Genomic DNA, 23,053 nt, shown 5'->3' with positions numbered 1-23,053 from the left:
GCGAATTCGTCAGCGGGTGGCGAGGTCGAGTACGGCCAGCGCGAGCTGCTCCGCTGCGTCGGGATGGCCCATGGCGCGGGCGGCGGCGGAAACCGCGGTGCGCGAATCGGTTTCGGTGAGCAGCTCGAACAGGGCGGTGCGCAGTCCGGGCGCGGTGGCCTCGTCGCCGATGAGCGCCCGGGCCGCACCCTGCTCGGCGAGAATGCGGGCATTGCGGATCTGCTCACCGCCGACGGAATGCGGATAGGGGATCAGGACCGCAGGCTTGCCGAGGGTGGTCAGTTCGGCGAGAGTGCCTGCGCCGGAGCGTGATACGACCACATCAGCCAGTGCCAGCACATCGGGGAGTTCGGCGCCGAGGAAATCGCGGACCAGATAGCGGTCGCGCAGTTCGGCCGGCAGCGCGGCGGCGCGCTCGCGCACCTGATCGTAGGAGCGCCGTCCGCACTGGTGGATCACATTGGCGACGGTCAGCAGCTCCGGCAGGATCTCCGCGATGAGGTCGTTGATCTGCACCGCGCCCTGTGCGCCACCGGTGACGTAGACGGTCGGCAGCTCGGGGGAGTAGCCGGTCCATTCCAGTGCGGGCGCAGCGGCTTCGGCATCGCCGGTAGCGAGTTCGGGCCGAATGGGATTGCCGGTGACCAGCGCTCGGGCACGAGCTTTCGCGGGCAGCAGTGCCACGGAGGCTGCGGAGCTGAGCGCAATGCGATCCGCCGCGCGGGCCAGTAGCTGATTGGCCTTTCCGATGCCGGTGGTCTGCTCGTGGATCACCAGCGGCCGCCGCCGCAGCGCCGCGGCCATGCCGATGGGCGCGCAGACATAACCGCCGGTGCACAGCACCGCGTCCGGGCGGAATCGCCGCACGACCGACTGGGCCGCGAGCACGCTCAACGGCACACGCACCGCGTCTTTGGCATTGGCGGCATTGAGCATGCGCAGCGGATTGCGATCCCGCCGCAGCTTCCCGGCCTTGATGCCGGTGAACTCGATCTCGTGCTCGGCGGCCACCCGCTGTTCGAGACTGTCCGGTGTACCGACCCACAGCACCGTCGCCGTCGCGCCCGCCTCCGCGACGAGATCGCGCAGCGCGCGCACGGCTGCCACCGCCGGATAGGTGTGCCCGCCCGTGCCGCCCCCGGCGACAATCACGCGAACGGCGCGGTGCGCGCCGACACGCCGCAAAATCGCGGCGCGGTCGAGTGCGGAATCGGACATGTGTCGAGCCTCCTGAATGTCGGTTGCTGTGCAATACACCCGGAAGGGTGTGCGGCGCAACGATGTGCCGTCGGAGCGGTGGCTTCCGCCGTTGCGGGGCCGGTGCCACGTCCGGTTCAGGCTATCTCGATGCGCTCTCCGGTGGTCGCTTGTGCAGGTACTGGTCGGTCTGGGGAGATTGCGAGGTGTTGGCTAACAGCCAATGGGCCTTTACCATGAATGTGATTCGGATCATGGTGGTGCAGTAAGCAGTGCAATCCGTCCAGTGGGAGGGCCCGAGCATGAAGGCCTGCATGTGGTCCCCGCTGGTTGCCCCGCACCCCGAGCGATCCCCTCGCCCTTCTCCCCAGGAATCCCCGACTCGTTGACCACGAGATTCATTCGGCGACAACGTTTTCCAAGAGTAACCGGAGGTGGCCATGACTTCGTCGGCAGCGGCAGATCCCGCATTCGACACCGGAACGCCCTGGGAAGGGGGCGACGGGGCGGCGCAGATCCTCACTCGCGCACACCAATTGACGAAACCGCTGCTGCGGGCGGCGGTGGATACGCTGCCCGCAGAGCTACGGCTTCCGATCGGGTATCACCTGGGCTGGTGGAATGCCGCCGGTGTCGCGGCGGTCGCCGAATCGGGTAAGGGGCTGCGGCCCGCGCTGGTGCTGGCCTCCGCCCGGGCCGCCGGTAAGCGGGGGGATTCGGAGTGGTCGACAGGGGCCGTGCATGCCGCGGCCGCCATCGAACTGGTGCACAACTTCACGCTCATCCACGACGACGTCATGGACGGCGATGAGATGCGGCGCGGCCGCCCCACGGTGTGGCGGGTCTGGGGCATCGACGATGCGGTGCTCGCCGGTGATGCCATGCACGGCTTGGCGATCTGGACCCTCGCGGGCGCTCCGATCGCGGCGCTGAGCGGTATCGCCCGGCTGGAGGAGGCCGTCATCGAACTGTGCCTGGGTCAGCATTCCGACTGTGCCGCCGAGACGAAAACCGAAGTGACACTGGACGAATGCCTGGAGACCCTGCAGCACAAGACCGGTGCGCTGCTCGGCTGCGCCTGTGCCATGGGTGCGCTCTGCGCCGGCGCTCGGCCGGACGAGGTCGAGGCCATGGATCACTTCGGCCGCGAACTGGGCCTGGCGTTCCAGCTGGTGGACGATCTCATGGGCATCTGGGGTGATCCGGCGCGTACCGGTAAGCCGGTCGGCAATGATCTGCTGCGGCACAAGCGAAGTCTGCCGGTGGTGGTGGCGCTCGAATCGGGCACCGCCGCCGGCCGCGAATTCGCCGAGCTGTACTGCTCGGGCGAGCCGCTGGACGGTCAATCCGCGGTGCGCGCAGCCGATCTCATCGCGCGGGCCGGGGGCAGGCGCTGGGCGCAGGCCGAATCGATCCGCCATGTGCGGGCGGCCAAATCGCGTATCTCCGGATACGGCGGGCGTGCGAAGGATCTTATGCAACTCGCGGATTGTGTGGTCGAGCGCGATCACTGAACGATAGCGCCTGGAGCGCACTGTCTCATTTGTTCTACCCTGTCCTATTTGTTCTATTTACCGCCCGGTCGATAATTCGACCGGGCGGTATTTGTTGCTGGACAAGGCTTTTCCGCAAACTTTTGCCGTAACCCCGCTTGACGCTCCCACCATGGGACTTTGGTAACCAATTCACCGGATTCCGTTGCTCCAAAACTGCTGGACTGTCAGGATATCCAGCACGCGGTAGCTCGGCACGATATGGGTCACCGTCTGAATACGTACCAGGCGTGCGCTTTTCGCTATTCGTGCTGAATTTTCTCAGGAGTTCCACCATGACAACGGGGCCTCTCGTCGAGTCCGGGGCATTGCCGGCGCTCGGTAGGGAATCCACCCGAGAATTGGTGCGGGAATTGCTGAATGCTGCGACATCCGGACATACGGGACTATTGCGTGTGTCCGGTGAACCGGGCGGAGATCTGCATTTCCGGCAGGGCCACATTGTCACGGTCGATTCGCCCGGTGCACCCGGTGTGCGCGAACTACTTTCCCGGCCCGGGCGCAGCTGTGCGGGGGCGGCCGATATGCGGGTGGTCGTCCTGATGGCGGCGCTCGACGGCGCCTTCGCCATTACCGCCGGTTGGGTCGCGGGGTGCAGCTGGCACGACCTGCCCGAACCGGCCGGGCAGCCGGACACCTGTGAACCCGGCGTCGAACCGGCCCGATTGCTGCTGGAGACCGATAGGCGGCTGACCGCGCTGGCGCACGGCCGGGTATCTCCGCACCGCAATCACCTGGTGCTCACCGACAGCGGCCGCGCGGTGCTGAGCGGCCCCGGCAGTGCGCTCGAGGTCCCCGGCAGCGCGCAGCGGCAGGAGATCCTGCTCTGGGTGAACGGCCGCCGCAGCTGCCGGGATATCGCAATGCTGCTGTGCCGCAGCCTGTATGCGGTGACCGTGGAGGTCGTCCGCATGCTCGACGCCGACCTCATCGGCATTGCCGCCCCGGAGCGCGCGCAGCCCCCGGCCGCCGAGACCGCGCACTCCGGTGCGGCCAGATCGATGCTGCCGCGCCGCCGCCGCGGGGCCAGCGGCATCAATGACACGCTGCCGCCGCGCCCGCCGCAGCCCGCCACCCGTGGTTATCAACGGACCGCCATCGTGCGGAAATCAGAAAGGACACCATGAATACTTCGAACGCGACAGGTCCCGGAAGTCTGTCCGACCGCATCGGAGTTCTGGTCAAGACCCTGCGCTCGGAAGTCCCGGAGTGCCTGGCCGCCGGTGCGATCGATATGACCACCGGAATGCTGCTGGCCGTCGAGACCGTCGACAATCATCCCCAGGAGGTACTCGATCTGCTCGCCGCCGCCACCCTGGACCTGTTCCAGGGCCGCAATGTGGTGATGATCGAGGACATTTGGAAGGAGCGCCGCGGCGTCCGCCTGGACCGGCACTATTTCCAGGAGATTCTGGTCAACAGCGATAACCTGACACATCTGTTCGTCCGCACCGAGAGTCGCGAAGATGTGGTCATCGTGGTCGTCTGCCGCAAAACCGTGAATGTCGGCATGCTGTTCGCACAGGCCCGGCGCGTCCTGAAGGACGTCGGCAGGCTCTGAGCCGGGGACGGGCGCTGCGCTACGAGATGTGCGCGACGCCGCCGAGCATGGAGACGGCCTCCGCGCGCGGATGCGGCCGCCACTCGTCCGGCCGCCACGCCGTCACCGAGGTGATGCCCGGCGCGACCATGTCGAACCCGGAGAAGAATTTCGCGAACTCGGCGCTCGAGCGGAGCTGGAAGGGAACTCCGCTGCGCTGATTGGCCTCGCGGGTGCGGGCCACATCCTCATCGTCGAGGTAGTCGTTGGTGGCATGCGACATGACCAGGTGGCTGCCCGGCGGCAGGGCGTCGCAGAGCGTGCGCACCAGCTCGTAGGGGCGGGTCTCATCGGTGAAGAAGTGCATGATGGCGACCAGCATCAGCGCCACGGGCTTGTTCAGATCCAGGGTGGCCAGCAGATCCGGATGGGACAGGATGCGCTCCGGATCGCGCAGGTCCGCGTCCAGATAGGCGGTCGCGCCCTCGGGGGCGCTGTTGAGCAGGGTGCGCGCGTGCACCAGCACGATGGGGTCGTTGTCCACGTAGACAATGCGCGATTCGGGGGCGATGCCCTGGGCGATCTCGTGCACATTGCCCGCGGTGGGCAGGCCCGCGCCGATGTCCAGGAACTGGCGGATACCGGTTTCGGCGGTCAAGTACGCGGTCACCCGGCGCAGGAAGTTGCGGTTCTCCACCGCGGCCAGCCGCACGGTCGGGAAGGCCTCGGCCACCGCGTCGGCGGACTCGCGGTCGGCGGCGTAATTGTCCTTACCGCCCAGCCAATAGTCGTAACGACGGGCCGGATGCGGTTTGGTGGTGTCGATGCGCTCCGCTGCCGATTCCGAGTTCACTACGCTCCCAATCCAATTCGATTAGTGTTTGCTCATGTCGCGCTACAGCCCATACGACTTCGATATTCACGCCGATCCGTATCCCCACTATGCCAGGCTGCGTACCGAGGCTCCCGTCTACCGGAACGATACCGACGACTTCTGGGCGCTCTCCAGGCATGCCGACGTGCTGGCCGCGCTCCGGGATTCGGAGCGTTTCTCCAGCGTGAACGGGCTGCGGATGGAGCCCGCCTTCTGGGGGCCGCAGGCGGAACGCTTCTTCTCCTTCGTCGCCATGGATCCGCCCAAGCACACCCGGCTGCGCGGTCTGGTGGCCCGCGCCTTCACCGCGCATCGAGTGCAGTCGCTGGCCCCGCGACTACAGGAGATCGCGCGCGGCGTACTGGATCCGCTGCTCGAACGCGGCAGCTTCGATCTCATGACCGATTTCGCCGGTCCGTTCCCGACCGATGTGATCTCCGAACTGGTCGGCGTGCCCGAGGCCGATCGCGAGATGATTCGCAAGCTCGGCATGGAGATCATGTACACCGATGAGGAGTCTGCCGATCTGCGGCCCGAGGCCATGCAGGCCATCGGCGCGCTGGTCGGCTACTACACCGAGCTCACCATCGAACGCAGTAGGGAGCGCCGCGACGATCTGCTCTCCGGGCTGCTCGATGCCGCCGACGGTGATGACCGGCTCACGCCGGAGGAGATTGTCGGCGTTCTCATCCTGCTGGTCGGCGCCGGTATCGAGACCGCCATGCTGACCTTCGGCAATGCCTGGCATGCGGCCTGGCTGCACCCCGATCAGCGCCGCCTCGCCCTGGACGGGCGCACCGAGGACTGGATCGACGAGTCCATGCGCTGGGATCCGTCGACGCAGAGCGCGCTGCGCACCACCACCGAGGCTATTTCGCTGCACGGCACGGATATCCCGGCCGGCGCCCGCATGCTGCTGCTCACCGGTTCGGCCAATCGTGATCCGGCGGTGTTCGCCGATCCGGACGCCTTCGATCTGGATCGCGATACCAGCGACTCCCTGGTCTTCGGTAGCGGCCGCCACCACTGCCTCGGCTCGAATCTGGCACTGCTGGAACTGCGTATCGCCCTGCAGGAGATCGCCGCCGCCGTCTCCGACTTCGAGATCGACGAATCCGGCCTGCGCCGCATCCACTCCTCGAACAACCGCGGGTTCGCAAGCCTGCCGACCACCGTCACCCTGCGCTGAGTAAGGCTTCCGGGCGCCGCGCGCTGCGCAAGGATTTCGCAAAATCCGAAGGCGATGCGCATGTGGGGCGCCCGGGATCGAGGTCGTGCCCGCCGACCGCGCACACCTTCTTCTCTCGTGCGGTGGCTCGTCCGCCCCGCACGAAATCACCGCAGATTCTGTGCGCGACAGACGAAGTCGTGCGCGGCGATCGTGTCGGCGCGGATGCGCGCCGGCGCGGCACTGCTGTGCGTGATGACGGGCCCTCGCTAAACGTTCATCCGCTAGTGGTCTGTGTCTCTTTTCTGACCGCCCTGAATAGCCTCGCCTTTGCTACGGTGGCCGGACTGTCGTCCTGCAGTGCTGCCGGATTTATGGGGCGGCGGTGATCTGCATGCGTGGCAGCTGAGAGGACGGCGTCGATGTCCCTACCGGTTGCTGCCCGGACGAGCCCGGTGGTGCGTCGTAAACCCGCTGACGTCGCTGAATTCCTGCAAATCATCGCAGAGCCGAAGCCTGTGCGGCGCATGCCACGCGCACCGAGAATCCCGCTGGCTCCGGCGCAGGAGCGCATGTGGCATGCGGCCGCCGCAGGTTACTCAGCTGACTGGAATGTTGCTCGCGCGTTTCGTATTCGTGGACAGGCGGTAAATATCGGTGCGCTGATCGCCGCCATCGACGATGTGATGCGGCGGCACGCACCGCTGCGCACCTGCTATCCGGCCACCGCGCACGGACCCATCCAGGTGGTGATGGACGCCGATGTGGCGCGGATCGAGGTGGCCGTCGTGGACAGTTTCGCGGGCGAGCTCACCGAGCGGCTCGCCGAATTCAGCGGCGACGCCTTCGATCTCGCCACCGAGGTGCCGATCCGGGCCCGCGTCTACCGGCTCGGCGCGCGGGATGTGGTGCTGGCCCTGGTGGTGCACCACATCTCCCTGGACGGCGCCTCGATCGGGCCGCTGCTGCGGGATCTGGTCACCGCGTACGGCGCCCGGACCGCACGGCAGGCGCCCGCCTGGCTGCCGCTGCCGGTCGACTACATCGACTACACGCTGTGGAAGCACGAGTACCTGGGCACGTACGAGGATCCGTGCAGCCGCGCCAGCACTCAGCTGCGGTACTGGGCCAATAATCTGGTCGGCCGGCCGATGCCGCTCGAATTGCCCTATGACAGAACGTCTTCGGTCCGACGCGAGGCCGCCGGGGATCTCGTCCAGGTGCAGTTCGACGCCGATGTGCATCGTGATCTGCTGTGCCGCGCCCGGCGGGTGGGCTCGAGTGTCTTCATGATGCTGCAGACTGCCTTCGCGGTGAGTGTCGCGGCCTTCGCGAAATCCTCGGATGTCACGGTGGCGACCGCCGTCTCCGGCCGTGATGATCCCCTGCTCGCGGATATCGTCGGCAATCTGGCCGACGACGTCCTCATGCGCATCCGCCTGGACCGCGCCGCCGATATGACCGAACTGCTCGAGCAGGTGCGCCGGGTTGCGCTGGCCGCCTTCGCGAATCCGGATACCTCCAATCCCCGGCTGCTGCGCTGCCTCCCGCAGGACCCGAGCCATCCGCTCTTCCAGGCCACCCTCATCCTGCAGCGCGCCGAGGCCGATCCGCCCGGAGCGGTGACCGGTCGCGGCCTGACGGTGACCGAGGTCCCGACCGGCGTTGTGCGCGCCAAACACGACCTGGAATTCGGCCTGACCGAGCACTACGACCACACCGGCGCCCCCACCGGCATCAACGGCCCTTTCCTCTACCCGACCGCTCTCTTCGACCGCGATACCGCCGAGCGTTTCGTCGAAAAGTTCCACGCCACAGTCCGATTGATCGCCACCGGGTACGACGGCCCGCTGTCACCGTTGCTCGACAGCGCACCCCGCCGCCGCAGCCGCCGCGCCGGCCGCCCCCGCCCCGCCTCCTGCTGAGTAGTGCTAGCGGCCGAAGGGGTTGCGGCGCGCCTTCTTCGGGCGGTCGGGGGGTTGAAGTCGTGGGGGATGGGCTGCGGTGGGGTCCAGGGTGACCAGGTTGGCGATGCGGCGGGGGAGGTCGAGATGGGTGCGCAGGTGGGGCCATCCGCTGGAGAGCATGGCGACCAGCGCTTCGGGGGACGGTTCGAGGGCGCAGATCGCGCGCAGCAGGGTCAGCGGTTCGAGATCGCGCTGCTGGGCGCAGGCGGTGATGAGGGCGGGTAGCTGTTCGCGTGAGGTGCAGCCGAGGATCTGGTGCAGCACCACCTCGCCCTCGGCGGTGGCGGAGCGCCCCGCCATGCAGACCGCGACGAATTCCATATCGGAATCGATTGCCGCGCGCAGGATCTCGAAGTTCTCCTCGATCACCAGGGGGTCGTCGGCGGCGGCGTGGATGATGCCGGACACCTCGGTCTTCGTCCAGTGACCTCTGTTCCGGCTGCGCTGGAACATGCTGTGGCGCAGCCGGGAACGTGCGGGCTCCGGCTGCTCGGCCTCGAGCACGGTCAGGCTCTCCACCGCCTCCGGCAGGCCGAGGGTGCGCCGCAGCGACGCCCACGCCGGTTGCAGCGCTTCGACCAGTTCGGCAGGCTCCGCCCGCACGATGGTGACGGCCTTCATGAGCTCGAAGGCGTCCACACCCGCATAGCGCATGCACTCGGTGATCAACGGCGCCAGGCGATCCGCGGGTGCGCACGCCATGAGCTGTTCGAGCAGGTAGCGGTCCCGGCTGGTGCAGGACGCGTTCACCATGAGCTGCGCGACGATCGGCAGATGGGTGTACATGGCGCTGCGCAGCAGCTGACTGCTGCCGGTGTGCACGGCCGGATCATTGATCTCGGCGCGCACCGTTTCGTACACCAGGGCGCGATCACGCGATCCGATGGTGAACTCGCGCAGGGCGCGATGCTGGTGCAGCCGTTCGACGACCAGACTCCGATCGGCGGCCTCGCCGGTGCTCCAGTCGTGCTGTAGTTGCGGCCATACGGTTTTCGCATCGCTCGCGGTGAGCGTGCCGGTCTCGAGTCGCTGAAAGGCCGAGGCGGTCACGACCGCGCTGATATCGAAGCCGAGCTGATGGGCGACCTGTGTCGCGCGGTTGCGGCGGCGATTGTCGTTCATGACGCATTCGATCAGCGTCTGCTCGAAGGCGGTGCGCACGTTCGGCAGATGATCCAGCTGCGCCAATGCCGTTGTGACAGCGGTCTTGTCGAGAGCCAGATGAATCGCGCGCCGGGCGACCGTCGTATTGTCGAACCACTCCGGCGCCAGCCCCGGATCGGTGATGACCTGCACCAGTTGGGCATCGTCGAGCAGTGCGGGATCGACGGTGCGCAGATGCTGTTGATAACACCACTGCCGGATGTCGTGCACCGTCGCGAGTTCGGCGGGCAGCACCACACCGGCGCGGCGGTGCTCGACAATGGTCCGGCCGAGATTCGGGTAGGTGTCCGCGGATTCTTCGGTGGAGCTGTCCGGGTTGATGGTGACGCGATCGGGTGCCGGGGTGTCCCGGCCGATCACGGTCACGATCGACGGGGCCTCGGACGGCTGTCCGGGGCCGGTGGAGAATGTCAACTCCCGCAAGGTATCTCGCGGAACAATCCCGTACAGCGCCTGCAGCATGGTGACCGCGTCCCGGGCGCCGGCGACGTGCAGGGTGACGCCCGGCCCCTGCCCGGCGAGATGTGCGAGCACCGCGCCGACGAGCGCCGGTAGCCACGGGTCCGCGAGCGCGGCCAGGGTCTCCGCGGCGAAGATCTGCTCATCGGTTTCCGGCGCGGGATCGGCGAGCGGCCAGTGCTCGGTCGGCGATACCGACCCGTTCAAGGAGGTCAGCAATTCGCCGGACTCGTGTAGCCGGAGCGCCGTAATCCCGTCCAGCGCACCACGTTCACCCGCGATCAGATGTGTGACGCAGGTGCCCGGCCGAACCTCCGACGGCGTCTTCAGGCCCGCGACAGCCAGCCCCCGGGCAATCCGGAATTCCAGTACGAACGATTCGGGCGTCGCCGAATACTCGCCGTCGGGCAGTGTCACCAGCGATCCGAGCTCGCGCACCGTCGAACCCAGTGCGGCAGGCCAGTTTCCGGACCGCGCCACCACACCGACTCCGGCCCCCGAGGATTCGAGATTGACCAGCGCCCACCCACACAGCAGTTGCGGAAATCCTGTCATCGGTAGGCCCGTAGCTCCTCGATCATGTCCAGCATGTAGACCACCGGATCGGCCGCACCGTAGGGTTTGAACACCGGATACGTGCCATTGCCGCGCTTTCCGCAACCCACCGCCGATACCGGGAAGTACATATTCCAGGGGAAGTGGATGGACAGCGCCGAATCGACGGCCGGGAACAGCCGCCGCACCAGATTTCTGGTGATCTCGCTGCGCTGCACGATCTGCACCGGATCGTAGGAGTTGCCCGCACCATTGCTGCTCACCGGGCTGTCCGACCAATTCGACGGTGGCGCAACCATATTCAGTTCGGGCAGATCGATGAGCGACAGCAGATCGGTCTTGGCGACAATCGTCGAGACGTGCACCCGCGGCGGTTCGATCGGCAGTTGAATGGGGTAGCTGTTGGCCGCCCGCCAGAGCTTGGCGATCTGATCGATCATGAGCGTGGTGCGCCCGACGGTCTGCGAGTGTTCGACAGTATTGGCCAGGCTCTCCTGATTATCGGGATCGGCCTGCTCCCGCATGAGCGCCAGATACTGCTTGTTCAGCGTGGACGGCACCACGAACCACAGGAAATCGGCCACCGCCAGATGCGGACTCACCCGCGCGGCGACCGCGCCGTCGGCGATATCCTCACCCGCCACATCGACGAAGGCGAGATTGACGGCGCTCGCGGTGTGCACCGAATACACCGTCACCAGAATGGGTTTGCGCTGCTCCAGCCCGGCCCAGGTATGACCCTGCGTCTGTCGCTGCGTCGAAGTGGAGATGCCGTCGAGGTGACGGGTCGGCTCCATCGCCATGCGCCGCGGCCCGGTGGCGTCGAGCGCACGCCGGTCCAGCAGGCGGGCCTCCAGGGCGGTCCAGAGGCTCGCCGATTTGGGCGAGACGATGAAGGAGAACCGCGCGGCCAGCTTCGGATCGTTCATCATCGAATGGATCATGGATACGATCAGATGGCTCTTGGAAGACGCCGATTCGCCGACGAATCCGATCACCTTCGTCGGATGGTCGAGGATGACCGGATCGATCTCACATCCGTTCGGGCAGCGCAGATTCAGCTTGTCGAAATAGGTTTCGATCTGCTTGGCGTGACCGCCGTTGCGCTGGCGGATCACGGTGTACCAGCGATTGCGCTCGCGGTCGTAGGTGAATTCGTTGAGGCAGTTCAGGCAGACGGTTCTCACGCCGGGTACCTCACGTGAGCACCGCCAGGGTGAATATCGCGATCGTGCCCGCGAAGAACACCACGCCCACCCGGAAGGCCGTCCAAAGCCAGTGCGACGCACGCGATCCCGGATACACGTACCGCTGCCATGCCATCCCCACCTGTCGATTTCTCACTATCTCACCTCACACGAACTTCCCGACCTGCACGAGCAGCCAGGCGAGCAGTAGGAAAACCAGTCCGCCGAGCGCGATTCCGGCCGTCGCGGCGACGCCGAACAGAGCGGCGACATAGCGGTAATCGTCCTTGGCCAGTCCGGCGAGCAGCCGCTGCCGGGAGGCCAGTGCGGGAATCAGGAAGAAATTCCAGGTCGACGAATACAGCAGCGGGTCAGCGGTTTCCAGCTCCGGCTCACGGAGCGCACCGGGAGTCAGCACCGAGGTCTGGGACTGTCGCAGCTGGTCCGGGACCGTTCCGGGCCGGGTGGTCCGGGTGGCGTTCGATACGCGTTCGAGCGCCTCGCAGAAATAGTGCTGGAATTCCGCCGCCGATCGGTGCCGCTGCGCCGGATCCGGGGAAAGTGACCGATCCAGTACAACTTTGAGGTCGTCCGGAATTCCGGCGGGGCCGTAGGCGCGGGGGAGTATCTCGGCGCAGACCACGGCGAAGGAGTACACATCGCTGAGGTGGGTGATCTGCCCGTGGTGCAGGTACTCCGGAGCCGAATAGTGCTGGGTGCCCAGTGCGCGCTGGGCCTGGGTGAGGCGCTGGATGTGCTCGCGCATCTCGATCGCAATGCCGAAATCGGCGAGTTTCGCCGTGCCGTCCGGGCCGATCATAATGTTCTCGGGCTTGATATCCCGATGCACCACCTGCTTGGAGTGCGCGTATACGAGGCCGCTGAGAGCATCGGTGAGAATTCTGAGCAGGCTCGGTAGCGACCAGTTCTCCGGATGGCGCAGATGCTGGCGTAGGTTCTCGCCCGGAATGAACTCCATCACCAAGAACGGGTAGCGCCTGCGGTTTTCGACGAAAACGCCGGCATCGTGCACCGTGACGATATTCGTGCAGTTCATCTGCGCGGCAATATGCGCCTCGCGCTCGAACCGTTCCTGCTGAATCCGCTCATCCTGTTCCAGCGGTGGCAGACTCCCGGAATCGAGCACTTTGACCGCGACCCGGCGACGCAACTGTCTGTCCCACGCGTCCCAGACCTCGGCCATTCCCCCTCTGCCGACGAGTTCCCGTAGCTCGTAACGGCCATTGATCAGCCTCAAGCGCGTGCGATCCCTCCAAGCCCGGCGGACTCCCAAATCACCGCCGAGTGTACGCGCGCCACGCGCGAGCGCCTCGCTATATTTCCTTGCCCTGCTGGGCATTCAGCGAACGAGCAGTCGGTTCGTTATCAACTTGCCACCGGATCTGCACAACTCCCGCACACAACACCACCGCGGTCCCCAGCAACACCCCGCCGGCCACGTCGGTGAGCCAGTGCACGCCCAGATACAACCGCGTCGCACACATGGCGACCACCAGCACCGCGGCCACCGCAGCCGCACCCCAGGCCCGCATTCGCCCCGGCCGCGACCCGAGGTACACCAGCACCGCCGCCCCGAACCTCCGCCGCCACCACGCCACCCCCGCGACCAGGATCGCAATCAAGCTCGCCCGCCCCGGATTCCCGAAGAACGTGACCTCCCGAGCCACCGTCGTCCACCCCGCCGTCCGATGCCCCACCAACCACTCCCACACCCCCACATCCCAGTCAACCGCCCACCCCACCACCCAAACCTGCCAGCTGAGCAGCAAATACACCCCACCCACCACCCCCGCGGCCAACCCCAACCACCCCGCACGCCCCCACGGCACCCGGACCATGCCGCCCATCATCAATCACCGCCCCGCCCCACCCGCCGTCTCCCAGGGCGTGTCACCCACCCGATTTGCAGTTCCCCCACCCGGCTCGGTAACTTCATCCAGTCGCTCGTCCAACGAGCACGGGGCTATGGCGCAGCTGGTAGCGCACCTCACTGGCAGTGAGGGGGTCAGGGGTTCGAATCCCCTTAGCTCCACCAGGTCAGAGACCAGATCCATTCCCCATCAGGGGAGCGGGGTACTTCCAGTGTGCCAAAAGTGTGCCAACTCTTGGGAATTCCCCTCATCGGGCTACGACCCGAAAGCCGCGGATCCGGCCGCTGCTAAGTCCTCACCCTGGACGACGGAGTAGATCGACAGAGACATTGCCGGATCGTGCCCGTGCCACGCCGCCACAATGTGCACCGGAATCCCCAGGGCCAGCATGGAACTCACGGACGAATTCCGAAGCCCCTTCAGCTGGATACGTCGCAGCCCGGCCGCTCGTGAGATTCGCTGGAACTCATCGGAGTAGCGCTCAGGTCGGAGGGGAGCACCCGCTTCGTCCACCACGATCAGACGGTCGTCGGTCCATTCGATGTCCAGCGCCAGGCATTCGGCACGCTGGACGCGTTTCAGGCTGCGAAGCGCTGCGGCCAGTTCCGTCGGCGGCGGAAGATCCCGGCGGGACCGCTTGGACTTGGGAAGGTTCTCTTCCGTGGTCGTGCCGACCGCGACTCGGCCCCGGCGGACCTTCAGCGAGGCATCGGAGAACCGGGTCCACCTCATGCCCAGAACTTCCGAGCGGCGCATCCCGTACGTGGACATGAGCCAGGCGGCGTACAGCCGGTGGCCCTGAGCCACCTGGCGGAATCGCTGGACCTCCGCGACCGTCCACGCCTTCGGATCCTCGGCGTCGTCGTCATCGTCCCTGTCGTCGATCTCATCGGCCGGGCGCTCCACCAACGCCACGACGTTGCGCGGCAACTTTCCCTGGTCCACGTAGGACTGAACCATCATGGACAAGGCCGTAAGGGTCGACCGCACGGTTACGGGCTTGACGCCATGCGGCTGCGTGCTGTCCTGGGCTTCCGCCGCCGCGTACACGCCCCGGCTCACCCGCTGGATTCTGCCAGCCCGTAGTAGTGCGGATAGGCGCGTGTGAACGTCCTGGCCGGCAAACTCGGTCTGTATCGCTCTCGCAGTCACGCCGTCCGTGTGCAGCGCCACGAATGCCGCGACTCGCGAGGACAGAGAATTTGGGTCCACGTTGGCGCGCTGGTCCACGCGGCCGTCGGTCAGCATCCAACCCACCAGCTTGTCGACATCCCCGAAGTGCCTGAGCTGGGTGAGAGTTAGTAGCGCTACGATCCGCGGCCATTTCACTGCCGGGTGCATTCGCCCGATCTGCACGGTTATTCGGCGGTCACGGGCACATTGCTCCACGTCACACTCTCGCCCACGATGTGATGCGGGACAAGGCAATTCCCCGACACGGGTAGGCGTGCGACCGGCAGGTGCCGACGCTTCACGCTCCTTATTCGAGGGTGGCTGCCCGCTCGAAGCAATCAGGAAGGGGAGGTCGTGATGTCGTCGACCATGCCGAACCGGACCGGTTCGAAATCGCTGGGGCGGGAGATCCGTGGCAATGTCGCCGACGTCGTGCTGTCGAGCCTGCGGACGTTCGGGCGGGCCATCGCCTTGGCATGCGGCGCGGTCGCCGGTGGGTGCGTCGATTTGGTCACCGGCAGGTTTCACTGGCGCGAAACTCTGCACCAGGCTTGGTATTTGGTGACGGTGACGGCGATCCCGGCCGTGCTCATGGCGGTGCCGTTCGGGGTGGTCGTCTCGGTGCAGGTCGGCAATCTCATTCATCAGGTCGGTGCGGATTCATTGCTGGGAGCTGCGGGTGGGCTCGGCGTCATTCAGCAGGGTGCGCCGATGGCGACCGGGCTGCTGCTCGGCGGCGCGGGCACCGCGACCATTGCCGCGGACCTCGGCGCGCGACGCATTCGGGAGGAGATCGACGCACTCGACACCATGGGTATCAGCCCGCTGCACCGGTTGGTGATTCCGCGTATGGCGGCGATGCTGTTCATCGCGCCGCTGCTCAATGTGCTGATCATCTTCACCGGTGTGCTGTCGGGTTACGCGGTGGCGACCGGTATTCAGGGCGTCACGCCGGGCAGCTACTGGTCTGCCTTCGGTTCTTTCACCTCGCCTACTGACCTGGTGATCTCGCTGGTCAAAGCAGCCCTGTTCGGGTTGATCGTGGTGGTGGTGGCGTGTCAGCGCGGGCTGGAGGCGGCGGGCGGACCACGTGGCGTGGCCGACGGTGTGAATGCCGCGGTGGTCTTGTCCATCGTCGGGATCTCGGTGACGAATGTGATTGTCACCCAGTTCGTGACGATGTTCCTGCCGACGAAGTTCGCCTGATGGCCGCACCGTACGCCCCGCGCGGGCTGGGTCGGCTGTTCCGCATGGTGCGCGGGCGCGAGCGGCTGCTGGGACCGCTGGATTCGGCGGGTTTCGCGCTGGCCTTCGTCTGGCAGGTCTTCGCGTCGGTGCCGCTGACGCTGCGCCGCTACCGCCCGCAGACCATGCGCACGATCACCGATATGACTTGGGGCCGAGGCTCTTTCATTGTCGGCGGCGGTACGGTGCCGGTGCTGATCGTGCTCGGCGTCGCCATGGGTGCGGGTGTGGGTATTCAATCCTTCGCCGCACTGGACCTGCTCGGTATGGGACCGATGACGGGAGTGGTATCGGCGTTCGCGAACACCCGGGAGCTCGCGCCGATTGCCGGGGCGATCGGTTTCGCCGCGCAGGCGGGCTGCCGCATGACTGCCGAGATCGGTTCGATGCGCATCTCCGAGGAGATCGACGCGCTCGAGGCGCTGGGCCTCAAATCTGTTCCGTTCGTGGTGACGACGCGGCTGATCGCCGGTGCGCTCGCCGTGGTGCCGACCTTCCTGGTGGCCCTGCTGCTGAGCTATGTGTCCTGTTCGGCGGTCGTGCTGGTGGTGCACGGGCAATCCACCGGGGTCTACGACCACTACTTCTCCCAGTTCGTGAGCGGCTGGGATGTGATCGCCGCAGTCATCAAAATGCTGGTGTTCAGCATCGCCGTCATACTGATCCATTGCTATCAGGGCTTTTTCGCCACCGGCGGACCCGAGGGCGTGGGCATTGCCTCCGGACGCGCCGTGCGCGCCAGCTTCATTGCCATCATCACCCTCGACATGGTGCTCACCATCATGCTCTGGGGCATCGACTCGACCATCACGTTCACGGGGTAGACGAATGCCTGCATACGCAATGCCCGGAGTCGCCACCAGCCCACGCCGTGCCCGGATCACCGGCGTCGTCATGGTGCTGCTGGTGTTGGCCTCGCTCGTGGCCTGGCGCGGCACGGAGGCGGCGCGGCAGCCGCACTTGTTGCGAATCGACTTGCGCACCAGTCGAATCGGCGACGGCATCAAAGCCGGAGCGCCGGTCAGCCTGCACGGTGTGCGGGTGGGCAGCGTCACCGGAATCACCAGTCTCGCTACGGGGCGCCAGTTGGTGTCCCTCGCACTCGATCCCGCCGAATTGTTCGGCCTCACAGATAGTTTCGATATCGATTACGCGCCGGCGAACCTGTTCGGCATCAGCGAGGTTGCGCTGAAGGGGCGTGGCGGCGGCGCCCCGCTGCGTGACGGTTCGATCGTGGAACTCACGGGGGCGGGCCGGGTGACCGACGTGACCATGGGCAATCTGCTGCGGTCGGTATCGGCCGGTACGACCAGGGTGCTCACCCCGGAGTTGACCGAATTGCTGACTCATGCGGGGGCCGATATGGCGGCGTTCACGCCGCTGCTGCGTGCGATGGTGACGGTCGCCGAGGCTGTCGCGGACACCCAGCACTATCCGTCCGCCTTCCTCATCGACCAGTACGCCTCGTTCATCGACGGGGTCGGCAAGTTCGCCGACGGCACGGTGCGACTGGTGCACGAGACCTACAACATGCAGGTATTCCGCACCGACCGTGCACGTTTCGATATCGGCGTGAGCCTGGTGGTGGACCGGCTGTTCCCCGGGATCGCGGCGCTGGGGTTGTCGGCGAAGCAGTCGCTGCAGGGCTACACCGACAGCGCCGCGGTGCTGGTGGATCAACTGGCGCGGATGGTGCCCGACCCGGCGCTCGCCACTGCCGATTTCACCGAACTGCTGGACCGGCTGGACCGGAGCTTCCGCGACGGCCCGAACGGACCCGCGCTCGCCCTGGACGTCACGCTGCGCGGCGTACCCGGCGTCGCGGTGCCGCTACTCGGCGGGCGGCCGCTGCCCGGAACGACTTCGGAGGGAGGACGATGAGCACAAGCCGTTCGATCTTCGGAACAGTGTGGCGTCTGGTGTTTTTCGTCGCATTGATCGGGGTTCTGCTGGCAGGCATCCTGCTTGCCATCCAACGCCCGGTCGGCGGTGCGAGCCGGGCAATCGATGTGGTGTTCACCGATGCCAACGGTCTCAAGACCGGTGACGATGTGCGCATGTTCGGCGTGGCGGTCGGCAAGGTCGAGCGAATCTCGCTGGACGGCACAATGGCCCGGGTGCGGATCGGGGTGCGCGATGACCGGCCGCTCTACGACAGCACTCGGTACTCGATCCGATACCAGAACCTGGCCGGTCAGCGCTATGTCGATATCCAGCAGCCGGCCCAGCCCGGCAGGCCGATCGCCACCGGCGTCACGGTCGGCGCCGATCACAGCACCGGATCGATCGATATCACCGCGCTGTTCAACGGTATGGAGCCGGTGCTGAAGGAGTTCTCGCCCGAGGCGGTCAACGAGTTGGCTGTCAATGCGCTGGCGGTCTTCGAGGGCGACGGCAGCCGGATCGGCGCCACGCTCAATGCGATCGGCACGCTCAGCTCCTACGTCAGTGACCGGCAAGCGGTTATTTCCCTGCTGCTGCACAACTTTCAGCAGGTCTCCGATCAGATCGGCGGGCACTCGACGGAGGCGCAGACCCTGCTGCGGGGGATCTCGGATGTCTTCGTCAATCTTCAGCAGCAGTTCGACGGCCTGATGGATGCCGTAGATATCGCGCCTCCGGTGCTCGGGGCGTTCAATGATCTGCTCGCCACCCTCGGATTCACCCATCCGGGCAACCCCGATCTGAATGCCGATCTGCGGCAGTTGTTTCCGGATCCGAAGGCAGCGCTGGACGCACTCGGAAAACTGCCCGCGGTGGTGCAGGGCCTGACCGCTCTGATCCCGGCTCCCGGGCAGAGCGTCGATCTGACCTGCACGCACGGGCACGCGCAGGTTCCGGTCCTGGCCGATGTGCTGATTCACGGACAGAGGATTTCGGTATGCAAGAACGGCTGAGCGCGGCACCGCGCCTGCTACGGGCACTGGTGCGCCTGCTGCGCGGCATCGATCGGCACGAGACGGCGCAGCGTCAACGGCAGTTGGTGTTCGGCCTGATCGGCCTGGCGGGCGCGGCGTTGCTGCTGGCCGTCTGTGCTGTCACCTATGTGCTGCCGCTGGGTAAGCACACGTATTCGGCGGCGCTTGAGGACGCCCGTTCGGTGCGGGTGGGCGAGGACGTGCGCATCGCGGGTATCACCGTGGGCAAGGTCGTATCCCTGGATCTGCGTTCGGATTCGGTGTTCATGCGCTTCACGGTCGAGGACGCAGTCTTCCTGGGCGAGCACACCACACTCGATATCCGCATGCTCACCGCCATCGGCGGGCACTATGTCGCCGTCGTTCCGGCGGGCGAGCATGCGCTGGGTGCGGCGACCATCTCGGCCGATCATGTACGGCTGCCCTACAACCTGGCCGATGCGCTACGCGATGCCCAGCGGCCGCTCACCGCCGTCGACGGAGAGACCCTGCGCCGCAATATCTCCGCGGTGAGTGCCGCCCTGGACCGCAGTCCAGGCTCGTTGCAGGCGATGACCGACGCGCTGGTCTCGGTGGTCGATGTGATGAATCGGCAGAACGCCGATGTGAATCAGGCACTCGATGTCGCCGATGAATATCTGAGCATGCTGGGCCGTTCTCGAGGGGTGATCGGGGCCATGCTCACCAAGATCGGCGCCATGGAGACGACTGTGCTGGGCCGTCAGGGCGAGGTCATCGAGGCGCTGCGGGTGGTCAGCGAACTGCTCTCCCGGCTGGCCGCGGTCGAACCGGCCTGGCGCGTGAATCTGGAACCGCTGGCGGACAAGCTTGTCGAGACCTATCCCGAATTGGAGCGACTGGGTGCGCGACTGGGGGACGTGGCCGGTGCGATCGGCGGGCTCGGCACCCGGCTGAAGGGCCTGGCGGCCGAGCCGGGGCCACTGACCATCGATCAGTCCGGTACCACACTGACGGTCCCGGATCTGTGTATTCCATTGCCGGGGAGGGGTTGCTGATGCTGCGGCGCATTCTGCTCACGCGTGGGTTCGTTACTGTTCTCGGCGGCCTGCTGGTCGCTGTGATGGTGACGGCGGGTGCGTTCGTGCTGCTGGATCCGATGAAGAAGACGGTCGGATACTGCGCGATCATGCCCGATTCCATCGGCCTGTACGACGGTAATGCGGTCACCATCCGGGGGATGAAAGTCGGTACCGTGCACGGCATTCGCCCCGATGTCGCGGGAGTGCGGGTGGATTTCGATATCGATGCCGCGCATCCGCCGCAAGGCACCGTGCGCGCGACGACGGTCTCGGACACGCTGCTCGCGGACCGGACCCTCGCGGTGGTGGGCGACACCGGCGGCCCGGTCTGGAACCCGGGAACCTGCATCACCCAGACCTCCACCCCCAAGAGCCTCACTCAGACCTTCACAGCGCTGTCCAAGGTCGCCGACGAGCTCCAAGGTGGCGACGATCCGGTCAAACGCGATCAGGTCCAGCACGCGGTGGCCGCGTTCGATCAAGCCACTGCGGGCAGTGGACCCAAGCTGAACGGACTGATCCGCGATCTGGCATCCGCGGTACGTTCGCCCGATGCCGCCATCGGGCATATCGGTTCGCTGATCGACACGGTCGACGAACTGTCGATGAGCGTGGCCGGCGGCTGGGGAAAGCTACGCGAAATGCTCAACGGTTTCGCACCGATCCTGCAGACGGTCAATGACGTCTGGGACCAGGTCGTCGAGATGGTGAATTCGATTGTGACACTGCTGCCCCTGCTCAATGACATCACCACCAAGTACGGGAAACCGATCCTGCGAGCTCTCGACGGTTCGGTGCCGCTGCTGCATCTGATCGGCGCCAATGTGGGCAGCCTGTCGCAGCTCATCGACATGATCCCGGTGGTGAACGGGCTGTTCCAGAAGGTCTCGGATCCTGATACCGGTCGCCTGTCGGTCGCGTACGCACCGCCGAAAGTCGCACTGGCGCAGCCGGACGCGGATCAGGTGTGCCAGGCGCTCAACGTTCTCGCGCCCGGTGGCTGTGCGGGGACCGGCGGCGGCACGGCGTCCGCGTCTCTGGTGCCGATGCTGCTCGCAATGGCGGGTGTGCGATGAGGTTGTCTGTCATCGGCCGCCGCGCATCGGGTGTGGCGTGCGCTCCGGTGCTGCTGGTCGCCTTGCTCGGCTGCTCGATCGAGCCGTCACAATTGACGCTGCCAGGGGCCGGGGTACGGGGGCCCACCTATCCGGTGCACATTCAGCTGGCCAACGCGCTGAATCTGCCCGCCGGAGCGAAGGTCATGTCGAACGGCGCGCGGGTCGGCACCTTGGCCGGCGTCACCGTCGTGGACCCGTCGGCGGCCGCGCCAGGTTACGCGACGATCGAGGTCGACATTCAGAAGTCGGTCATGCTGCCGAGTTCCGTTCGTGTGCAGCTGCGGCAGGACACCGTGCTCGGTGATATCTATATCGCCTTGGACTCCGGTGGGCCGGACCACGGTGCGCCGCTGCCGCCCGGTGGCACGGTTCCTGTCACACAGACCGAGCCCGCACTGCAGATCGAGGACGTGATCACCGGATTGGCGACCTTCGTCTCCGGCGGCGCGCTGCAGTCGGCCCAGCATGTGGTGGAGCAGATCAATGCCGCCCTGCCGCCCGATCCGGCCGACACGGCGCGGATGGCGTCGGCGCTGAAGAACGACCTCATCGATGTCGCCGCGAACCTGGACGCCTCCGATGCGTTTCTCGCCGCCGTCTCCACGAACGTGAAGACGGTGCAGGACAATCGGGACGCGCTCGATACCCTGCTGACTCCCGAGGGCGCGGCCACGATCACCGCCATCGCGCAGTCGCTCATCCACACCGTCGGCATCGTCGGTGCGATCGGGGGCATCGCACACGCCCTGGTCTGGATCACTCCGCTGGTGCGGGCGGGCGATGCCGCCGCGAAGGCGTTCGTCCCGCTGGTGCTCGCCGCGGGCAGACCGCTCAACCTGAGCGCCCCGTCCAATCTGAATCGAGTGGTGAGTCTGTTGCGGGACAAGCTGATCCCCTTCTTCGAACGAGGCCCGGAGCTCACCGTCACCGGGTTGCACGCCGAGAACCAGGCGGGGCCCGTCGCGGTGCCGACCGACGAACAGGTCGACAATATGATCGGCGTACTGCGAATGATCGGCATGGTCCGATGAGGGTCCGGGCGAGTTCGGTACTGTCGCTGACCGCGATTGCCGCCGTGTTCGTGCTCGGCAGCGCCTACCTGACCTTCGCCGTGGTGAAGGTGGACTGGTTCACCGGCTACCGCACCGCCTCGATGGAACTGTCCGACGCTGTCGGGCTGGTGGCGCATTCGCCGGTATTGCTCTCCGGCATCAAGGTCGGTGAGGTGGAGTCGATCTCCAACGCGCCCAAGGGCGTTCGTGTCCAGTTCCGCGTCCGGGACGAATATCGCATCCCGGTCGACAGCGGCGTCACCATCGAGCAATTGTCCGCGCTGGGGGAGTCCTACTTGGAGTTCAGGTCCGGGTCGGGCGGCCCGTATCTCGAAGACGGCCAGCAGGTCCGGGCGACGGCCGTGCAATTGCCGGTCTCGATTCCCGAGATGGCCGACACCGTCACCCGCATGCTCGAGCAGTTCGACCCGCAGATCCTGGGCCGGTTGATCGACACCTACGCGCAGGCGCTGGCCGGGACCCAGGAGCTTGTCCCGCAACTGGCGCACGCCTCGGATCTGCTGGCGGCCACGCTACTCAGCCGCGCTCCGCAGATCCGGAACCTGCTCACCAATGCCCAGGTGCCGGGACCTGACGTCGCCGGGGCCGGGGCCGATATGGCCGCAGCCGGGCCGCAGTGGGGTGAGTTCGGCGCCAAGGTGCGCGGTGTCGTGGAGTCGCTGCAGCATCTGCTCGATGCGCGGCCGGTGCCCGATGCCTACGACACCGGCACCGGACTGCTGCCCTTTCTCGGATCCCTGACCGACTATGTCGACAAGATCGGACCCGATCTGCGCACCCTGTTCCCGCTGGTGCAGCCACTCATGGCGCATGGGGCCGCGGCGTTGCCCGGCGTGGATCTGTCGGCCCTGATCGCGCAGGCGCTGCGCGGCGTCAGCCCGGACGGTGCGGTGCGGCTGCAGATCGATCTCAGCGCACCCGCGCACTGAA

The 23,053-nt window shown here is 66.4% G+C and carries 21 protein-coding genes and 1 tRNA gene; 14 read left to right on the top strand and 8 right to left on the bottom strand.

What is annotated here, in order from left to right:
* Window positions 1–9: 9 nt before the first annotated feature.
* On the bottom strand, window positions 10–1,218 hold the full coding sequence (locus ABZX86_RS00210) for a UDP-N-acetylglucosamine--N-acetylmuramyl-(pentapeptide) pyrophosphoryl-undecaprenol N-acetylglucosamine transferase (protein ID WP_355118488.1): 1,209 nt from the start codon (window positions 1,216–1,218) through the stop codon (window positions 10–12).
* 419 nt (window positions 1,219–1,637) lie between these two features.
* Here ABZX86_RS00210 and ABZX86_RS00205 point away from each other — a divergent pair, with 419 nt between their 5' ends.
* From ABZX86_RS00205 to ABZX86_RS00195, 3 genes are all read left to right on the top strand, one after another.
* The gene (locus ABZX86_RS00205) at window positions 1,638–2,711 is read left to right on the top strand and encodes a polyprenyl synthetase family protein (RefSeq protein WP_355118486.1); all 1,074 of its coding nucleotides are present in this window, start codon (window positions 1,638–1,640) and stop codon (window positions 2,709–2,711) included.
* Window positions 2,712–3,025: 314 nt separating this feature from the next.
* Window positions 3,026–3,877 (top strand): hypothetical protein, encoded by an 852-nt coding sequence (locus ABZX86_RS00200; RefSeq protein ID WP_355118484.1) that lies wholly within the window; start codon window positions 3,026–3,028, stop codon window positions 3,875–3,877.
* Complete coding sequence (locus ABZX86_RS00195; protein WP_297614430.1) at window positions 3,874–4,311, top strand: hypothetical protein; 438 nt, start codon at window positions 3,874–3,876, stop codon at window positions 4,309–4,311. The genes ABZX86_RS00200 and ABZX86_RS00195 overlap by 4 nt, the downstream gene beginning before the upstream one ends.
* 19 nt (window positions 4,312–4,330) lie before the next feature.
* Here ABZX86_RS00195 and ABZX86_RS00190 read toward each other — a convergent pair whose 3' ends face one another.
* Window positions 4,331–5,143, bottom strand: coding sequence for an SAM-dependent methyltransferase (locus ABZX86_RS00190; RefSeq protein WP_355118482.1), 813 nt, complete (start codon window positions 5,141–5,143; stop codon window positions 4,331–4,333).
* A 34-nt stretch (window positions 5,144–5,177) separates the two neighbouring features.
* On the opposite strand from ABZX86_RS00190, the gene ABZX86_RS00185 reads away from it, so the two are divergent.
* Window positions 5,178–6,353, top strand: coding sequence for a cytochrome P450 (locus ABZX86_RS00185; protein ID WP_355118480.1), 1,176 nt, complete (start codon window positions 5,178–5,180; stop codon window positions 6,351–6,353).
* A gap of 401 nt (window positions 6,354–6,754) precedes the next feature.
* Complete coding sequence (locus ABZX86_RS00180; protein WP_355118478.1) at window positions 6,755–8,257, top strand: condensation domain-containing protein; 1,503 nt, start codon at window positions 6,755–6,757, stop codon at window positions 8,255–8,257.
* Between the two features lie 6 nt (window positions 8,258–8,263).
* Here ABZX86_RS00180 and ABZX86_RS00175 read toward each other — a convergent pair whose 3' ends face one another.
* The 5 genes from ABZX86_RS00175 to ABZX86_RS00155 all read right to left on the bottom strand — a co-directional run bounded on the left by ABZX86_RS00175 (window position 8,264) and on the right by ABZX86_RS00155 (window position 13,523).
* Window positions 8,264–10,477: a hypothetical protein gene (locus ABZX86_RS00175; protein ID WP_355118476.1), complete on the bottom strand. Its 2,214-nt coding sequence runs from the start codon at window positions 10,475–10,477 to the stop codon at window positions 8,264–8,266.
* Window positions 10,474–11,664 (bottom strand): hypothetical protein, encoded by a 1,191-nt coding sequence (locus ABZX86_RS00170; protein WP_355118474.1) that lies wholly within the window; start codon window positions 11,662–11,664, stop codon window positions 10,474–10,476. The genes ABZX86_RS00175 and ABZX86_RS00170 overlap by 4 nt, the downstream gene beginning before the upstream one ends.
* A gap of 10 nt (window positions 11,665–11,674) precedes the next feature.
* Window positions 11,675–11,821: a hypothetical protein gene (locus ABZX86_RS00165; protein WP_355118472.1), complete on the bottom strand. Its 147-nt coding sequence runs from the start codon at window positions 11,819–11,821 to the stop codon at window positions 11,675–11,677.
* A gap of 9 nt (window positions 11,822–11,830) precedes the next feature.
* Window positions 11,831–12,922 (bottom strand): serine/threonine-protein kinase, encoded by a 1,092-nt coding sequence (locus ABZX86_RS00160; RefSeq protein ID WP_355118471.1) that lies wholly within the window; start codon window positions 12,920–12,922, stop codon window positions 11,831–11,833.
* A 76-nt stretch (window positions 12,923–12,998) separates the two neighbouring features.
* Window positions 12,999–13,523, bottom strand: a complete 525-nt coding sequence (locus ABZX86_RS00155; protein ID WP_355118469.1) for a phosphatase PAP2 family protein — start codon at window positions 13,521–13,523, stop codon at window positions 12,999–13,001.
* Between the two features lie 121 nt (window positions 13,524–13,644).
* On the opposite strand from ABZX86_RS00155, the gene ABZX86_RS00150 reads away from it, so the two are divergent.
* Window positions 13,645–13,720 (top strand) — tRNA-Ala (locus ABZX86_RS00150).
* Window positions 13,721–13,811: 91 nt separating this feature from the next.
* On the opposite strand, the gene ABZX86_RS00145 is transcribed toward ABZX86_RS00150, so the two are convergent.
* A complete protein-coding gene (locus ABZX86_RS00145; RefSeq protein ID WP_355118467.1) occupies window positions 13,812–14,618 on the bottom strand; it encodes a site-specific integrase in 807 nt (268 codons plus the stop codon).
* 468 nt (window positions 14,619–15,086) lie between these two features.
* Here ABZX86_RS00145 and ABZX86_RS00140 point away from each other — a divergent pair, with 468 nt between their 5' ends.
* The 8 genes from ABZX86_RS00140 to ABZX86_RS00105 are packed head-to-tail and all read left to right on the top strand — an operon-like array spanning window position 15,087 to window position 23,052.
* Window positions 15,087–15,935, top strand: coding sequence for an ABC transporter permease (locus ABZX86_RS00140; protein WP_355118465.1), 849 nt, complete (start codon window positions 15,087–15,089; stop codon window positions 15,933–15,935).
* On the top strand, window positions 15,932–16,798 hold the full coding sequence (locus tag ABZX86_RS00135) for an ABC transporter permease (protein WP_355119762.1): 867 nt from the start codon (window positions 15,932–15,934) through the stop codon (window positions 16,796–16,798). The genes ABZX86_RS00140 and ABZX86_RS00135 overlap by 4 nt, the downstream gene beginning before the upstream one ends.
* Window positions 16,799–16,802: 4 nt before the next feature.
* On the top strand, window positions 16,803–17,855 hold the full coding sequence (locus tag ABZX86_RS00130; RefSeq protein WP_355118463.1) for an MlaD family protein: 1,053 nt from the start codon (window positions 16,803–16,805) through the stop codon (window positions 17,853–17,855).
* Complete coding sequence (locus tag ABZX86_RS00125) at window positions 17,852–18,871, top strand: MlaD family protein (protein WP_355118461.1); 1,020 nt, start codon at window positions 17,852–17,854, stop codon at window positions 18,869–18,871. The genes ABZX86_RS00130 and ABZX86_RS00125 overlap by 4 nt, the downstream gene beginning before the upstream one ends.
* Window positions 18,856–19,908: an MlaD family protein gene (locus ABZX86_RS00120; RefSeq protein WP_355118459.1), complete on the top strand. Its 1,053-nt coding sequence runs from the start codon at window positions 18,856–18,858 to the stop codon at window positions 19,906–19,908. The genes ABZX86_RS00125 and ABZX86_RS00120 overlap by 16 nt, the downstream gene beginning before the upstream one ends.
* On the top strand, window positions 19,908–21,008 hold the full coding sequence (locus ABZX86_RS00115) for an MlaD family protein (RefSeq protein WP_355118457.1): 1,101 nt from the start codon (window positions 19,908–19,910) through the stop codon (window positions 21,006–21,008). The genes ABZX86_RS00120 and ABZX86_RS00115 overlap by 1 nt, the downstream gene beginning before the upstream one ends.
* Window positions 21,005–22,081: an MlaD family protein gene (locus ABZX86_RS00110; RefSeq protein WP_355118456.1), complete on the top strand. Its 1,077-nt coding sequence runs from the start codon at window positions 21,005–21,007 to the stop codon at window positions 22,079–22,081. The genes ABZX86_RS00115 and ABZX86_RS00110 overlap by 4 nt, the downstream gene beginning before the upstream one ends.
* Complete coding sequence (locus tag ABZX86_RS00105; RefSeq protein ID WP_355118454.1) at window positions 22,078–23,052, top strand: MlaD family protein; 975 nt, start codon at window positions 22,078–22,080, stop codon at window positions 23,050–23,052. Before ABZX86_RS00110 ends, ABZX86_RS00105 begins: the two co-directional genes overlap by 4 nt.
* The last annotated feature ends 1 nt before the right edge of the window (window position 23,053 follow it).

The sequence above is a fragment of the Nocardia sp. NPDC006630 genome (assembly GCF_040611495.1).
Taxonomy (GTDB): domain Bacteria; phylum Actinomycetota; class Actinomycetes; order Mycobacteriales; family Mycobacteriaceae; genus Nocardia.
The sequence above is the reverse complement of the archived record's forward strand: the minus strand, read 5'-3'. Positions and strand labels throughout refer to the sequence as shown.

Bases quoted from the DNA above. Each gene is read 5' to 3' on its own strand.
- ABZX86_RS00210 (WP_355118488.1), bottom strand. From the start codon at position 1,218: ATGTCCGATTCCGCACTCGACCGCGCCGCGATTTTGCGGCGTGTCGGC.
- ABZX86_RS00205 (WP_355118486.1), top strand. From the start codon at position 1,638: ATGACTTCGTCGGCAGCGGCAGATCCCGCATTCGACACCGGAACGCCC.
- ABZX86_RS00200 (WP_355118484.1), top strand. From the start codon at position 3,026: ATGACAACGGGGCCTCTCGTCGAGTCCGGGGCATTGCCGGCGCTCGGT.
- ABZX86_RS00195 (WP_297614430.1), top strand. From the start codon at position 3,874: ATGAATACTTCGAACGCGACAGGTCCCGGAAGTCTGTCCGACCGCATC.
- ABZX86_RS00185 (WP_355118480.1), top strand. From the start codon at position 5,178: ATGTCGCGCTACAGCCCATACGACTTCGATATTCACGCCGATCCGTAT.
- ABZX86_RS00180 (WP_355118478.1), top strand. From the start codon at position 6,755: ATGTCCCTACCGGTTGCTGCCCGGACGAGCCCGGTGGTGCGTCGTAAA.
- ABZX86_RS00175 (WP_355118476.1), bottom strand. From the start codon at position 10,477: ATGACAGGATTTCCGCAACTGCTGTGTGGGTGGGCGCTGGTCAATCTC.
- ABZX86_RS00155 (WP_355118469.1), bottom strand. From the start codon at position 13,523: ATGGTCCGGGTGCCGTGGGGGCGTGCGGGGTGGTTGGGGTTGGCCGCG.
- ABZX86_RS00140 (WP_355118465.1), top strand. From the start codon at position 15,087: ATGTCGTCGACCATGCCGAACCGGACCGGTTCGAAATCGCTGGGGCGG.
- ABZX86_RS00130 (WP_355118463.1), top strand. From the start codon at position 16,803: ATGCCTGCATACGCAATGCCCGGAGTCGCCACCAGCCCACGCCGTGCC.
- ABZX86_RS00125 (WP_355118461.1), top strand. From the start codon at position 17,852: ATGAGCACAAGCCGTTCGATCTTCGGAACAGTGTGGCGTCTGGTGTTT.
- ABZX86_RS00120 (WP_355118459.1), top strand. From the start codon at position 18,856: ATGCAAGAACGGCTGAGCGCGGCACCGCGCCTGCTACGGGCACTGGTG.
- ABZX86_RS00115 (WP_355118457.1), top strand. From the start codon at position 19,908: ATGCTGCGGCGCATTCTGCTCACGCGTGGGTTCGTTACTGTTCTCGGC.
- ABZX86_RS00110 (WP_355118456.1), top strand. From the start codon at position 21,005: ATGAGGTTGTCTGTCATCGGCCGCCGCGCATCGGGTGTGGCGTGCGCT.
- ABZX86_RS00105 (WP_355118454.1), top strand. From the start codon at position 22,078: ATGAGGGTCCGGGCGAGTTCGGTACTGTCGCTGACCGCGATTGCCGCC.